The 15,799-nt window shown below is 62.3% G+C and carries 9 protein-coding genes; all 9 read right to left on the reverse strand.

The features are described from left to right. Positions 1-19 precede the first annotated feature (19 nt). The gene (locus AC07VH_RS07090) at positions 20-1,930 is read right to left on the reverse strand and encodes an SLBB domain-containing protein (RefSeq protein ID WP_494788185.1); all 1,911 of its coding nucleotides are present in this window, start codon (positions 1,928-1,930) and stop codon (positions 20-22) included. A gap of 55 nt (positions 1,931-1,985) precedes the next feature. Further along, positions 1,986-4,901 (reverse strand): YjbH domain-containing protein, encoded by a 2,916-nt coding sequence (locus AC07VH_RS07095; RefSeq protein ID WP_494788184.1) that lies wholly within the window; start codon positions 4,899-4,901, stop codon positions 1,986-1,988. A 380-nt stretch (positions 4,902-5,281) separates the two neighbouring features. Then, complete coding sequence (locus tag AC07VH_RS07100; RefSeq protein ID WP_475414112.1) at positions 5,282-5,986, reverse strand: DUF4197 domain-containing protein; 705 nt, start codon at positions 5,984-5,986, stop codon at positions 5,282-5,284. Between the two features lie 181 nt (positions 5,987-6,167). After that, on the reverse strand, positions 6,168-7,742 hold the full coding sequence (locus tag AC07VH_RS07105) for an SEL1-like repeat protein (protein ID WP_494788183.1): 1,575 nt from the start codon (positions 7,740-7,742) through the stop codon (positions 6,168-6,170). A 2-nt stretch (positions 7,743-7,744) separates the two neighbouring features. Then, complete coding sequence (locus tag AC07VH_RS07110) at positions 7,745-9,949, reverse strand: EAL domain-containing response regulator (protein ID WP_326459796.1); 2,205 nt, start codon at positions 9,947-9,949, stop codon at positions 7,745-7,747. 5 nt (positions 9,950-9,954) lie between these two features. After that, positions 9,955-12,108: an HDOD domain-containing protein gene (locus tag AC07VH_RS07115; RefSeq protein ID WP_494788182.1), complete on the reverse strand. Its 2,154-nt coding sequence runs from the start codon at positions 12,106-12,108 to the stop codon at positions 9,955-9,957. A gap of 203 nt (positions 12,109-12,311) precedes the next feature. Further along, positions 12,312-13,592, reverse strand: coding sequence for a multidrug effflux MFS transporter (locus AC07VH_RS07120; RefSeq protein WP_475414115.1), 1,281 nt, complete (start codon positions 13,590-13,592; stop codon positions 12,312-12,314). A 180-nt stretch (positions 13,593-13,772) separates the two neighbouring features. Then, positions 13,773-14,975: a THUMP domain-containing class I SAM-dependent RNA methyltransferase gene (locus AC07VH_RS07125; protein ID WP_494788181.1), complete on the reverse strand. Its 1,203-nt coding sequence runs from the start codon at positions 14,973-14,975 to the stop codon at positions 13,773-13,775. 197 nt (positions 14,976-15,172) lie between these two features. Beyond that, the gene (locus AC07VH_RS07130) at positions 15,173-15,793 is read right to left on the reverse strand and encodes a 2-hydroxychromene-2-carboxylate isomerase (protein ID WP_494788180.1); all 621 of its coding nucleotides are present in this window, start codon (positions 15,791-15,793) and stop codon (positions 15,173-15,175) included. Positions 15,794-15,799: the final 6 nt, after the last annotated feature.

The raw sequence follows: 15,799 nt of genomic DNA on the forward strand, positions 1-15,799 counted from the left end.
GGCGCAATGGTCAAGAGCATTAATCTTTAAGAACCTTCAGGCCCGCTGCACCCAAACCAAACTGATAGAAAATCGCAGTCCATTCCTTCAGGCTCTGCATAAACGTGCTGCGTTCGATTTTCTCGGGCACCACTACCGTGTCACCTGGATTAAGCGCCGTGCCGCCAATACCACTGAACCAGCCGGTTCCCTGGCCACTCTGCGCCGTGCCATCGGCCCGAATCACATACATTTCGGATTTATCTGCATTTGCGGTGATACCGCCAGCTTGCTGAACATAGTCGTTGACCGTACGCTGCGGGCGGTAAACGAAGGCGTTTTGCTGGAAGACGGAACCCAGCACATCCACAGTGCCGGGACGGCGCGGAATCAGGATGGAATCACCGTCCTGCAGCGGCAGGTCGGGCAGATTCTTGACTTGCGTATCGACACCTGGCAGATCGAGAACAATACGGCCCTCAGCCTTGATGGTGCGCAGTTTTTGCACGATGCGGCGCTGCTGCTCCACTTCGGCTGCGGTCTTCGCTGCATTTTCCTTGTCACCAGATGCAGACATGCGCTGGGTCGCATTCGATTCCAGCTCCCGTTCAAAGCGGTCAGCCACCTGATTCAATTTGATCTGCTGGGCACGACGTACGGATTCACGGTTCAACTGCGTGGCGTACAGGTAACCGTTTTCATTGGCGCCGCCGACACGGGCGATCAGCTCGCGCAGGGTTTCACCTTTTTTCAGCAGGAAAATACCGCTCTGCTTTGCTTCGCCAGCCACGCGCACGTATTCATTCTGGATTTGCGCCTGGACCGGTACGGCGCCTGGTGCGAACACGCGCAGGATATCGGTCGGCTTGACGGCAATGCCTGCCAACTGGCTGCTGGAGATACCTTTGTCAGCAACCAGGTCCAGTACGGTTCTATATTGATTGTCGATGTTCTTTTCGACGACGATTTGCTTGGTCTCTGCTGCCGAATCAAAACCACCAGCCCAGCTCAATACGTCGGCCAGTGTCGCACTGCCTTTCAACTCGAAAATGGCGGGCTGCTTCACGTTACCGGTCAGGGCTACCAGCGGGCCCACTTCAGGAATATAGATCACGTCGCCATCGCGCAAGGTGACGTCGCGGCTCTTGTCACCCTTGACCAGCATGTCATACAAGTCGAAGGTACTGACGGTATCCTTGCCGCGCTTGAGCTGGATATTGCGCATGCTGCCGGTAGCGTCCGGGCCACCCGATGTAAACAGGGCGTTGAGCAGGGTACTCATGGAATTCAAGGTATAGGTGCCAGGACGTACGGCATGGCCAACCACGTACACTTGCACGGCACGCGTTTGCGCGATACTCGCCGTCAGGTCGAAATTAGTGTAGATCTTGCCAATGGCTTTCTTCAGGTAGCCCTGCAAATCCTTGTACTGCACGCCGCTGACCTTGACGGATCCGACGCGGGGAATGAAGATCGCACCGCTGCGGTCGACCGTGGCACTGACGTCAATGTCAACCATGCCCCAGCCGCGTACCTGCAACTCGTCGCCCGTGCCGATCACATATTCCTGATTCACCTGGACACCATCGAGCGGCGCAAAGGTGGATGGCACATCGCCGAACAAATCCTTACCGAAGATGTTCAGTTTCTTACCCGTCACGCCATCGACATACTCTTCGAAAGCGCCAACCTTGGCCTCGGCCGCAGCCTGCTTGCTGAGATTATTGGCAGCCAGCGTTTTCGCTTGGCGCGGGTCGCTGCGGCCGCTACGGATACTAGGCAAGGTACCGGCACCCAATTCGCTTGCTTGTGAACGAGACGGGTTTGAGCGCGGCATGTCAGCCGTGTCCAGATCCTGCCCTGCGGCATAGGCCGAAGTTGCACCCAGCAGGAAAGCCGAGAAAATCACGTGTTTCACGAAAGGCGGGGGAGTACGAAGTTGCTTTTTCATGCTGGTCTTTGTCTGGATGAATGATGTTGTATGAGTAAAGAGGCGCGATACGCGTTTAATACTTGCCCTGCCAGGTCACGCTGATTTCTTTCGGTCCGGGATTGATCGACAGGCCCGATTTACTCTGGTCGCGCTGCGCGTGCCACAGCCAGCTGCCCATGGCGTAACCTATGATGCCGCCGGCGACCGTGTCGGAAACCCAGTGCTTGCGGCCAAACACGCGGCCGGCGGAACCGACGGCGGCCACGCTGTACAGCCATGGCGCATCGTATTCCTTGGCAAACGGCGTCACGGCGGCAAAGCCGATCGCGGCATGCGCGGAAGGAAATGAGGAATTCGAGCGGGACGTACCGCTGCCGACACGGCTCCACGCTCCGCGGTCTTCTTCCGGACGGGCGCGACCAAATGCATATTTTCCAGCCACCGCCACGCCCGTTGCCGCGGCAACCGATTGCAGGGAAATGAGTCCCGTATTTTGCAGGCGCTCATCGCCCAGGGCGAAAGCGGCGGCGGCGGCGCCCACTGCCGCGTAGGGCATGGCCTTGCCCAGCTTGTCCCAGTTGCGGTAGACCTTGGAATCTTCATGTTTTTTGACGAAACGGTCGACGGGTTTGTCGGCCAGCGCGGAAGCAACCACCACGCCGCCGATCAGGGCCGTGGCCTTGACCCACTCGGCCGGTTGGGGCAAGGCGGAAGACGACTGATCCAGGCGTGCGCGAAACGCCGGCCATGGGTTGACGAATGGCCGGTCCGGCGGATTGACGGCAGGCAGGTGCTGTTCGTCCGGGCGCTCGGCAAAATTGCCCAGGCCATCGTAGCTGTGCATATCGGCGCGCGGACGCTCGAACATGTCGTACAGGTCGCCCGGCGAAGCCACCATCTGCCCGACGTCGCGCGTCCATGGCGAGATGGCAAAGCCGGCCGTCGATTGCGTGTCCATCGGCAACATGCTGTTCAGCGGTACGGACAGGAAAATACCGCGGTCCTGGTATGGCTTCGACGGCGTGCCAGGGCTGGTGATGTCGTTGCCGTTCGTATGCGTGTACCAGGCACCGACTTCGATACCGGACTGGAAGCGGCGCTTGAATTCCATGCGCACGCCCGTGTCTTTGGCCAGGAAGCGGCCGGCGCGTGCCGTCACGGTAATGTCGTGCGGCAAGCGGTAATGCAGGGAACCGATCGCCGTCACCGTCTTGTAGTCGCGCGAATCGAGCAATCCCTTGAATCCACGCTGCTGCAAGGCATCAACGGCCACGTCAGCCGCCCAGCGGCTATCCTTCGGCAAGTACAGCACCTGGCCGCCCACACCGCGGAACATGTCTTCATACAGGCCGGCCGACATGCGGGTATACACGCGTTCGGCGGGGTTGTTGTATTTGTTCAGCAAGACGCGACTCAGCGAGAAACGCCCGCCGCGCAGGTATTCCGCCACATCGGTACGCACATGCGGCAAGTTGCTGTTCGATGGCTGCTTGACGCCCGACACCGTTTCCAGCAACTGCAGACTAGCGGCTGTATTCAGGTACAGGCCGTCGCCCAGGCGGCGGTCGTAATTGGCCACCGCCGAAATCGAATAGCGGAAGGCGCCGCTCGGGTCATTGAAGAAGAAGCCGACCTTGGGAGCGACCTTGAAACGGTTCGCCTCCCGATCCAGCGACTTGATCTGCACCACGTCGCCGTCGACGCCGACACCGACGGCCAGCTTGCCATCGTCCTTGAGGACATCGGCGGGCCTGGCCGGAGCAGGTGCGGGGGCCGCAGCCAGTACCGGTGCGGGCGCAGGTGCCGGTGAAGACGTAGGTGAAAGCGCAGGCGCAGCGGCAACGACGGGCGCCGGCTTGTCGAGGAATTCCTGCAGCCAACCTTGCTGATCGTCCCGGATGACATCGCTTTTTTCCGGATAGCGCAGCAGCACGACGTCGAGGAAAGCCTTGCGGTCGATCTTGCCTGCCAAATAGTCATTCAGTTTGGGCAAATCGAAGAATTCGTAGGTGGCGATCGGCTGGTCCAGCTTGGTATACGTGATGCGCAGGGTCGTCACGCCCTTCGGCGTGAAGGCAACCGCCGTGCGCGCGGCACGGCCGACGGCGCGGCCCATGTTGGAAATACGGCTATTGGTCAGGCTCAGGCTGAGGACATTGCCTTCCTGCTCGACACGGATATTCTTGTAATCCTGCTTCACGAGGGCATTGACCAGGTCGGCGCCATAGACGGCATCGCGGTGCCATTCTTCCTTGCTCGGCAGCGGCGGCGGATTCTTGTCGTCCACGAAATACGCTGGTTCGTACACCTTGGGGATGAACTCGCGTTCGCCAAATGGAATGCTGATAAAGGCGTTCACGCTGAACTGATCGCGGCTCCGGGCCGCTTGCAGGGCAAGCCAGCCCCAGCGGTATTCCAGGCCCACGGAAGCGCCCTTGCGACGCTTGCCCGCATTCGTTTCGCTGGCGCGGAAGTCGCGCAAGTAATTGGTGGTATCGTATTCGGCCACCACCGACCAGCGCGGCAGCGCGGCAGGAGTCCAGCGCGCGCCGGCAAACACGCCGTCCGGGCGTTTATGGGCATAGCCCAGGCTCGCTTCGATATTCTTGCTGGCGCCAAAAGTCTTGGTGGCAACGACATATTGCCCCTTGAATAACTCGGTACCGAACAGATCCGTCATGCCGACGGCGACAGACGGCATCCACTCCGTTTCCGTCCACAGGCGCAATTTCCCGTCGACGACCTTATCTTTGTAGCGGCCATAGCCGCTGCCATATTCGCCGGGCACATTGGTAAAACCGGGAATACCCGTGATCGACACATAACGTCCCGTCATCTGCAGGAAAGGCAGGATATTCGCCGTGGCCCATAACTGGCCATACGGACTGTCGTAGCTGTAGCCGACGCTGAAGGTGCCGTCCGTTTCCACCACGGCGCTGGGCATATTGATATAGCCGGATTGACCACCATGACTCGGGGTCGCGGCCATCACCGAAGGCGCGCCAAGCACCAGACAGCCACACCAGGTATATTTGATTGATTTTCTGAGTACGCTTAACAAATCCGGCTACCTAAAATATCCTGCATCTGGAATTCCTGAGAATATATTCAGAAAATCAATGAGCTTGGGGAAACGTGAATAAAACGAAAAAAGGCCAACCGACGGGCATGTTGCAATGCCACACATCAGTTCGCCACTAAAACCGCGCACTCCCAGGCAGCTGATCGTTGCTTAACCATGCCTCAGGAGTGTATGCCGCAGAATTTTAACATTGTTTTCTTGTAGCAAATGCTTAACTTGTTTCCCTTGCGCCACACCTGTCTCTGCCGCGCAAACGCCGTCTGCGGTCCTACCGCACGCTGGAACGGTCACTTCAAACTGCCAAACACTTTGCCGATAATCTTGCTGCCGTAGGCAAGCGGATTACTGCGGATGGCTTTTTCTTCCTCGCCGATCATCAGGTACAGGCCGTCAAGCGCACGGTCCGTGACGTAGCCTTCCACCGTCGACTGCTGCTGCGGCACGAGTCCCGTCTTGCCGATCTGGCTCATGGTGCTGTTGTATTTGCCGGCCAGGCCGGAACGGTCGGTGACGGATTTCACGATGGGCAGGAACTTGACGGCCAGGGGCGCCGATGTCTTCTGGCGGAAAAAGTCCGTCACCGACGTGTCGCCGCCGGACAGGATATTTTTCGCATCCGTCACGCTCATCGACTTGACCGCATCGAGCAGCAGGGGCTTGGCCATGGGCACGGCCGACTCGGCGGCACGGTTCATCGACACCACCAGATCGTCCAGCTGCTGGCCGCGGCCCGTCATTTTCAGCAAGGGTTTGGCTTGCTCCAGGATGCCGGGCAGCTTGATCTTGACCTTGTCGTTGTTCAGGAAACCATTTTCGATGCCCAACTTGGCAACGGCGGCGGCCGAACCGGCTTCCAGCGCCGCCTTCAAGCCATTGCTGGCATCCTGGTTGCTGAGGGCATCGAGGGGCCCGGCGGCGCCCGCGCCGGACGACAGCAGCGCCAGCGCACACAGGATGGCGGCCGGACGGCCAGGGAAAGGATTCAGGCGCATGGTTTTCCTTTTCAAAAGAATAGACGGACCACCTTCTTCAGGCACCTTAGCACATCAAAACTGCAAATGCCGCAGCAATTTTATGCGCCTGGGAGGAAACAAGGGGGCCGCAGATGGCGAAGGGAAAGGACTATACAGCACCTGCTGTTGTATTCGCGCACGCTAACGCGCGCGGCTTGGCTCAGTCTGCTATCGCCGCCAGTTGTTCGCGCACCCGCGCCAGATCCGTCTCGCGCATGCGTGCCGCCGTCTGGCGCAAGGATTTTTCCGCGCCGGCCACGCCGGCCGCCGCCGCCATCGACAGCCAGATATACGCCTGCTGCAAATCGAGCGGACTACCCTGGCCGCTGGCTGCCATCAGGCCCAGATTCATTTGTGCCCGCGCATGGCCCTGGCGCGCGGCCAGCGCATACCAGTCCCAGGCGGCGGCATAGTCCTGCGGTACGTCCTGGCCATTGTCATGCCGCAGGCCCAGCGCGAACTGGGCCAGGCTGTGGCCCTGCGCGGCGGCGCGGCAATAGCAGGCGCAGGCTTGCTGGCTGTCGGGCGCCGGTCCATCGTCGCGATCGTGCAACACGCCCTGCATGTACTGCGCGGGCGCGTAATCCTGCTCCGCGGCGCGCCGGTACCATTCCAGCGCCAGCGACAGATCCTGCGGCACGCCCTGGCCATGTTCATAACGCAGGCCCAGGTCGAACTGCGCCCGCACATGCCCCTGGTCGGCCGCCTTGCGGTACCAGAAGATGGCTTCCTGCGCATCGGCTGGCATGCCCTGGCCATGCTCGTACAACAGTCCCAGCTGATACTGCGCGGCGGGAAAGCCCTGCTCGGCGGCCTGACGGTAAAACGCTTGCGCCTGGGCATAGTCCTGTGCGCCATGCTCATGGTGCAGGCCCAGGTTGTGCTGGGCCGCCGCATGGCCCAGTCCCGCCGCCTTGACATACCATTCCAGCGCCGCCTGTTTATCGCAGGGCACGCCCTGGCCATTGTCGTAGATCAGGCCCAGGTTGAACTGCGAACTGGCATGGCCCTGATCGGCCGCGCGCCGGTACCAGGCGATCGCCTGCCGGCTGTCCTGCGGCAGCACGTCGCCATTCTCATAGCGCAGCGCCAGGTTGAACTGGGCCGGCGCATACCCCTGCTCGGCCGCCTTGCGCATCCAGGCCGTCGCCTGCTGGCGGTCCTGCCGCACGCCCTGGCCATTGTCGTAGCGCAGGCCCAGGTTGAACTGCGCGCGCGCATAGCCCTGTTCGGCCGCCTTGCGGTACCAGGCGATGGCTTGCGCGAAATCCTGCGGCACGCCCTTGCCATTGTCATACATCATGCCCAGATTATTCTGCGCGCCCGCGTCGCCCTGTTCCGCCGCGCGGCTAAACCACAGCATGGCTTGCCCGCTATCTTGCGCGATGCCCTGGCCCTTGGCATACAGCCAGCCCAGGTTGTATTGCGCCGCCGCGTAGCCCTGCTCGGCCGCCTGCTGGTACCAATGCGCGGCCTGGACAAAATCCTGCGGCACGCCCTGGCCCTTCTGGCACATCACGCCCAGGTTGTACTGCGCGTGTTCGAGTCCCTGCGCGGCAGCCAGACCATACCAGTGCAGCGCCAGCGCATAGCTTTGGCCGATGCCCTGGCCATTGAAATACATGAAGCCCAGACTGTGCTGGGCATTCGCATTGCCCTTCTCGGCCAGCCCCTTCAGGCGCAGGTAGTCAGCCGTGTAATGCGCAGCCGTGTAGCGGGGATCGGCGAGCGACACGGTCAAGCCTCGATGGCCAGCGTCTGCGGCAGCGCGGGGGCGGCATCGGCGATCAGGCGGTTCTGCTCCTGCAGCACGCCGATGAAGCTGCCCAGCGAAATGGGGCGGTGGTACAGATAGCCCTGCATCGTGGTGCAGCCCTTGTCCTGCAGGTAGCGCGCCTGGCCTTCCGTCTCCACGCCTTCAGCGATCAGGTGCAGGCCCAGGCCGCGCGCAATCGAGATGATGGCCAGGATGACGGGATAGTGTCCGTGCTCGTCGTGGATCTCCTTGACGAAGGACTGGTCGATCTTGATGGTGTGGATGGGGAAGCGGTGCAGGTACGACAACGACGAATAGCCGGTGCCGAAATCGTCGATGGCCACCGACACGCCCAGCTGGCACAGCTTGTTCAACTGCTCGATCGCATACTGCGGGTTGCGGATGCAGATGTTTTCCGTGATTTCCACTTCGATCTTTTCCGGCGCGATGCCATAGCGCGTCAGCGCGCCGCGCATCTTCTCGAAGAAGTCGCCCCGGTCCAGGTATTGCGGCGACAAATTGAGCGACAGGCGCACGGCCTCGCCGCCGGCCGCGTTCCACTGCACCAGGTCGCGGCACAGGGCGCCCAGCATCCAGTCCGAGATCGGCAGCATCAAGCCGTTTTCCTCGGCGAACGGCAGGAATTCGCCAGCCGTCAGCAAGCCCCGCTGCGGGTGGTTCCAGCGCATCAGGCCTTCGGCGCCGACGATGCGGCCCGTCATCACGTCCACCTGCGGCTGGTAATACATCTCCAGCTGGTTCAGCTCCAGCGCCTTGCGCAGGCTTTGCTCGAGCGCGATCTTCTGGTGCGACACGTCGAGCATGGACTCGTGATAGAAACTGTGGCCGTTCTTGCCCAGCGCCTTGACCTGGTACATGGCGATGTCGGCGTGGCGCAGCAGCTCGTCGATGGTCTCGCCGTCGCCCGGATAGATGGCGATGCCGATGGACGCCGAAATATGCACCTGGTTGCCATCGAGGTCGAAAGGCTGGTGCAGGCATTCGAGGAATTTGTCGGCGATCAGGCGCGCATCCTGGCGGTCGCGCAGTTCCGGCAGCACGATGGTGAATTCATCGCCGCCCTGGCGCGCCAGGGTATCGCCGCGGCGCAAACAATCCTTCAGGCGCAGCGCCACCTGCTGCAGCAGCTCGTCGCCCTTCACGTGGCCGAGCGTGTCGTTGACCAGCTTGAAACGATCGAGGTCGATGAACATCACGGCCAGCTCCGTCAGCTTGCGCCGCGCCTGGATCACGGCCAGCCCCAGGCGGTCCTTGAACAGCATGCGGTTCGGCAGGTCCGTCAGGATGTCGTGGTAGGCCTGGTAGGAGATGACTTCCTCGGCGCGCTTGCGGTCTGTGATGTCGCGTGCCACGCCGTAGGTGCCGAAATACTCCTGCTTTTTCGCTTCGTGATCGTGGCCGTGCATGCCGATGGAATTGAGCGGAATCGTCATCAGCGTATTGCTGAAAGTCCGGTCGCTGCCGCTGCCGCTATGGCATTTCAGGCGCAGTTCCACGTTGCGCGAGGCGCGCTCGTCGAGGCGGCGCTCATTGAAGGCATAGCGCGCCCGCTCCTGGTCTTCATCGTGCACGAGGATCGAATAATGGCTGCCGATCAGCTCTTCGCGGCTAAAGCCCAGCAACTGGTGCACCCGGTCGTTGATGAAGGTGATGCGGCCTTCGTGGTTTAGCGTATAGATGATGTCGGGCGAGCTGTCGACCAGGTAGCGGTACATCTTTTCCGAGTTTTCCAGCTGCAGCGCGATGCGCTCATTCTCCAGCGCCAGCTTGCGCTTTTGCAGCGCGTTCTCCACCGTCTTGAGCAGCTCCTCGCGGCTGTACGGCTTGCGCAGGTAATCGTAGGCGCCGCGTTTCAGGGCACCGATGGCCGCCTCGATGCCGACGTCGCCACTCATGACGATCACGTCGCCCTCGATGCCGCGCCGGTTGATGTGGTCCATGATTTCATGGCCGCTCATGTCGGGCAGGCGCAGATCGAGCAGGATCAGGTCGAAGCGCAGTTTCGACAACTGCGCCAGCGCCTCGCTGCCGCAGGTGGCCGTGTACAGCTGGTAGCCGCGGTCCTTCAGCAATTCGTGGAGGGAAGCGAGCAGACGGGGCTCGTCGTCGACCAGCAGGATGCGCGGGCTGTTTTCCAGGTCAAACGGAATGGCGGAGGAGTTCATGGACGTTACGAGGACAAGGCGGTATTGCCGGGCGCGGGCAGCGCGGCCGCGGCGCTCGCCGGCATGGGAATAGGCAGCAGGATTTCAAACGCGGTGCCGGACTTGCCGCTGCGGCAGCCGATCACGCCATGCAGGCGGGTGACCAGGTCATGCACGATGGACAAGCCCAGGCCGTGATGCGCCCCTTCCTTGCTGCTGCGCACGGGCGAAAACAGATTGGCCAGCACGTCCGGCGCCAGGCCGGCGCCATTGTCGCTGACGCACAGTTCCAGATACAGGCGCCGGTCGCGGTTGACGTGGCCACGGTTCGCCACTTCGATGCGCCCGCCATCGGGCAAGGCTTCGACGGCGTTTTTCAGCAGGTTGAGTAGGATTTGCTTGAGCATGCCGGCATCGGCCTCCACCTCGCATGGCGCGTCCTGCATGCGCGTGACCACCTCGATCTTCGGCGGCAGGAAGTCGGTGGCGCGGAACAGGCGCAGCACGTCGTCGACCACGCGCGCGCAATCGGTCACGCCGCTGGCGGCCACCGGCTGCAGATCGGCCAGGCCGCCGATCAACTGACCGACCCGGTCGATTTCCTCGTTCAGGATCGCCATCTCGCCCGTGACCGGCTCCTGCTTCTCCAGCTTGTGATCGAGCACGCTCAGGTAGTTCTTGATGATGGACAGCGGGTTATTCACTTCATGCACGACGCGGCGCGACGCGGCGCGGTACTCCTCGGCCACGTGATCGAGCTGGCGCCGTGCCAGGCCGCGCGCGCTGATGGCCGCTTCCAGCGCCGTGGCGGCCTGGTTGGCATAGGCGCGCAGGAAACCCTCGCGCTTCTGGCAGGCGGGAATCTGCCAGGCCGCCACGCCGCCGATCAAGACGCCCAGGCTGCGCTGGCCCGACGCCAAAGGCACGCAGACCAGGCTGTCGGTACCGAGAATGCGGAACAGCTGCTCCTCGACGATGCCCAGCGCCGGCATGTCGCGTTTTAAAAAGGCCAGCTGACACTCCAGCGCCGAGGCGGCCAGGGGCCCGCCCTTGGCCAGCGGGATCGAGAAGCCGGCCAGGCGCTGCTGATGTTCGCCCGCTGCCACGCCGACCAGCGCATGACCGGTGGGGTTTTGCAGCAGGATGACGGCCGTCTCGAAATCGAACAGGATGCGCGCCGAGCGCGTGACGGCTTCGAGCAGGCCGCTCTCGCCCTGTTGCCGGGCGAAGGTCTGGCCCACTTCCGACACCAGCACCATGTTGCGCACTTCGTCGGACAGACGCTGCTGCACCGGGTCGACGGCTGGCGGCGCATAGGCGGGCGGCGTGGCGATTTCGTCCGCGCCGGCCAGGTCGATGCCCAGGTGCTGCGCGGCCTGGGCCACCTGGCGCGCGACGCTGCCGGCCAGTTCTTCCAGTACCCCGGCGTCCAGCGCGCACAGGCTTGCCGCCTGCGCGATCGATTCCGCATCGTCGGCATGGCAGCACAGCAGGTGCGCCAGGCGCACGATGCGGATCAGGGGATGGCTCGCTTCCAGGCGCGCCAGCGGTTCATGGTGATACAGCACGCTGTCGGCCAGGAAGGAGTCGAGATGCCAGCGTTCGATCAGCCAGGCGCCCGCTTCGGCATGCGTGATTTGCAAGGTGCGCTGCTCCACCGCGCACAGGGCGGCATCGTCGCGCGCCGTGAAGTTGAACGCGTATTCCTTCGGCGCCGTGGCCAGCAAGGCCAGGCGGCCCACGTTGTGCAGCAAGCCCGCCAGATACGCTTCCTCGACGTGCGGATACGCCATGGCCTTGGCCAGCGCGCGCGCCATGACGGCGGCCGACAGCGAGCTTTTCCAGAAGGCGCGCAGATCCGTGCTGCCGGAATGGGGAAAACTGCTGAAGGTCTGGAAGACGGATTCGCTGATGACCAGGGTCTTGATCATGTCCGTGCCCAGCGACACGAGCGATTGCTCCAGGCTGACGACCTTGCTCTGGCGATGGTAGGCCGAGCTGTTGGCCACGCCGAGGATCTTGCTGGTCATGCCCGCATCCTTGGCGATCAGGGCGGCCAGCTCCGGCATGCCGGCATCGTCGGCCTGCAGGTGGGCGATCAGCTTGATGAGGATCTGCGGCATGGCCGGCAGGCGGGCAATCAGCAGGCGATTGCGAATATCTTGATCAGATTGATGCATCGTATCAGGCATTGCCGGTTCGAAAAGGAAGAGCGCTCAGCAGCGAAGCGCGGCCACGTTCAGAGGAATCCTCCACTCCTGTAACCCAAAAAATGTCGCCTGAGAGGATGCCGGGAAAAGAGATCATCTTATCATAAGCGCCGGATATTACTTGCAATATAGAAAATTAAGTTGAAATAAATCCAGCGTTCTATAGTGGAAACTTATGCCCTGAAGGAACCCAGCAAACGGTGGCGGAAGCGCCGCGATAGCAGCCACAGGGCCAGCGCCAGCCCCGTAAATGCCAGCTGGCCCGACGCCAGCCACAGCACGGAACCGGACAGCAGGGGCGAGATCACGCCGGCCACCACGGCACCCAGCAAGGTGCTGGCAAACGACTGGCACGAGGCCACCGTGCCGCGGATGTGCGGGAACAGATCGAGCGCCAGCAGGGTCGCGCCCGGCCCCACCAGCGACATGCCGAAGGTATAGAAGAACAGGGGCAGCACCGACCAGGGCAAGGAGGGCGGCAGGAACAGGTGATACACGACATTGACGCTGGCGGCGCACAGCAGGAAGGCAAAGCCGATGCCGATCTGGCGCGCGAACGTGACCTTGCCGGCGATGCGGTTGGCCGCCGCGGCCCCCATGAAGATGCCGCTCACGCAGGGAATGAACAGCCAGGCGAATTGCGACGGCCCCAGGCCCAGCTGCTTGGGCAGCATTTCCGGCGCGGCCGTGATGAACAGGAACAGGCCCGCGAAATTGAGCGCGACGATGCCGGCCTTGATGTGGAACAGGGGCGAGCGCAGGATCTGGCCATAGCTCGACGCCAGGAAGCGGGGATTGAAGGGCTGGCGCTTTTCCATCGGCAGGGTTTCGGGCAGGCGCCAGTAGCAGAACGCCAGCAGCACCACCGTGTAAAAGGCGAGGAACAGGAAGATCGAGCGCCAATCGAACCAGATGACGATCCAGCCGCCCAGGATCGGCGCCACGGCCGGAGCGATGGAAAAGATCATCGTCACCAGCGACAGCAGCCGCGCCGCCGCCGCATCGGCATACAGGTCGCGGATGATGGCGCGGCTGATCACCACGCCTGCGCCGGCCGAGACGCCCTGCATGATGCGGAAGAACCACAGGTAATGCACCGTGTGCGCCGAGGCGCAGCCCAGCGAGCCGATGGCAAACATCAGCAGCGACACGAGAATGACGTTGCGCCGGCCGAAGGTGTCCGAGATCGCGCCATGCCACAGCACCATGCCGGCAAAGGCCAGCATGTAGAACGTCAGCGACTGCTGCACTTCCAGCGGCGACGCCTGCAGCGAACCCTGGATCGCGCCAAACGCGGGCAGATAGGTATCGATCGACAGGGGCCCCAGCATCGACAGCCCGGCCAGCATCATCGCCAGCGCACCGCGGCTCAGCGGCGCCATGTGGCTTGGTGTGGGAGGCGGAACGGGCGTGACCGGGTCGGGCGGCACATCGGCCGGAGGGGTGGGAAACATGGCGGATCCAAAGTGGCGCGCGGACCGGTTCCGGTCCGCGCGCGTGATACAGCATTTTTTAGCGCTTAAAACATTTGAGAAAACCGTAGCGAGCGGCCGCCAATTGTGGCCGAGAAGCGCAACCGTACGAAAGTACGGTGAGCATCGCAAGCCGCAAGTGGCAACGCGCAGTAGGTTTAATCAAATGTTTTTTGGCTTGGCTTCTTCGCGGCGGTTGTAACCGGCGACCATATCAAAACGGAACAAACGGCATTCCAGCGCGCCGTTGAAGAAAGGCGTCTTGCGCGCTTCCTTCAAACGCAGCAGCTTGGGCAGGCCCAGGTCGGCCGTGAACAGGAACACGGTCCAGCCGGCGAAACGCTGCTTCAGGGTCGTGCCCATGGCCGAATAGAACGACGTCGACAGTTCATCTTCGGGGATGGTGCTGTCGCCGCGCACGCCGATACGCTCGCCGTACGGCGGGTTGGTCAGCATGATGCCCGGCACGTCGCTTGGCGGCTTGACTTCCTGCGCCTCGATCTGCTTCAGGGGTACGTCGAAGCGCACGCCGGCGCAACGCAGGTTATGACGCGTCATGGCCACCATGTCGCCCGAAATGTCGCTGCCGAAAATGGTCGGTTCGGCCGGCAGCGGATTGACCTTGATAGCGTTTTTCATGACATTCCACGGCGCCGGATCGAAGTCGTGGAAGTTTTCAAACGCGAACTGGCGCGAGGCGCCCGGCGGAATCCCCTGCAGCATCTGCGCCGCTTCGGCCAGGATGGTGCCGGAACCGCACATCGGGTCGAACAGCACCATGCCAGGCTTCCAGCCCGACACGCGCAGCAGGCCGGCGGCCAGATTTTCGCGCAGCGGCGCGTCGCCCGTCTCTTCGCGCCAGCCGCGCTTGAACAGGGCTTCGCCCGAAGTGTCGAGGTAGACGGTGAACGTGTGCGCGTCGAGGAAGCCGACGATGCGCATGTCCGGCGTCTTGGTGTTGACCGATGGACGCTCGTTGAACTGGTCGCGGAAGCGGTCGCAGATCGCATCCTTGATTTTCAGTGTCGTGAACTCCAGGCTGCGCAGCGGCGATTTGACGGCCGTGACGTCGACGCGGATCGTGTGATGCACGCCGAACCAGTCTTCCCAGGCTTGCGCCAGGGTCAGGTCGTAAATATCGTTTTCCGTCTTGTAGCCGGAATGGGCCATGCGCATCAGCACGCGCGAAGCGATGCGCGAATGCAGGTTGATGCGGTAGGAATCGAGCAGGTCGCCCGAACAGTGGACACCGCCCGGCACCTGGTTGTGGACCTTCATGGTCGCACTATCCTGGGCGATCTCGCCCAGTTCCTCGGCCAGCGCCGCTTCCATGCCGCGCGGGCATGGGCAAAAATATGAAGCCATGGTGTACCTTTTATCCGTTGAAAAACAATTAACTAAAAATTTCAAAACTTGTCGGATTACGCGCGCAGCGCTAATCCGACCTACATCCAATATCTTGCGCAGGTCGGCGTAGGTTGGCGTAGGTCGGCTTAGCCCGCCAGGGCGTAAGCCGACATGCCGCACACTGCGCTTGTCGGATTACGCGCGGCTTTGCCACGCTAATCCGACCTACCCAGCGCGCGCTCGACAAAGTCGAGGCGGTCCTGGCCCCAGTACCCTTCGCCATCGACGATGTACCACGGCGAACCGAAGACGCTGGCGGCCGTGGCCGCTTCCGTGTTGGCGTCGTATTCGGCCTGCACGCTGGCCGTTTCCGACGTTTTCAGCAGCTGGCGGCCATCGAAACCGGCATCGAGCGCGATCTGCACCAGGGTTTCCTCGTCGCCGATGTTGCGCTCTTCGGCCCACAGGCCGCGCATGATGGCGTGCGCCAGGTTCAGCGATGCTTCCACGCCGTGCGCCAGGCGCGTGGCGATGATCAGCTTGGCCGACGCTTCCGGCGACACGGGAAAGAACTTCGGCTGCAGATTCAAGGGCACTTGCAAAAAGGCCGACCAGCGCGCCAGTTCGGCCAGGCGGTACGCCTGGCGCTGCGGTGCGCGCTTGGCCAGCGGCAGGCCGCCCGAGACGCTGAAGACCTTGCCCAGGTCAAAGGGACGCACGTCGATCTGCGCACCCGTCTTCGCGGCGATGGCCATCAGGCGCGCATGCCCCAGGTAGGTCCATGGCGAGTGGGGCGCAAAAAAATACTGCACGACTTTGCTCTGGCTTGCACTCATCTCGAC

Source organism: Janthinobacterium sp. GW821-FHT03C10, assembly GCF_059420865.1.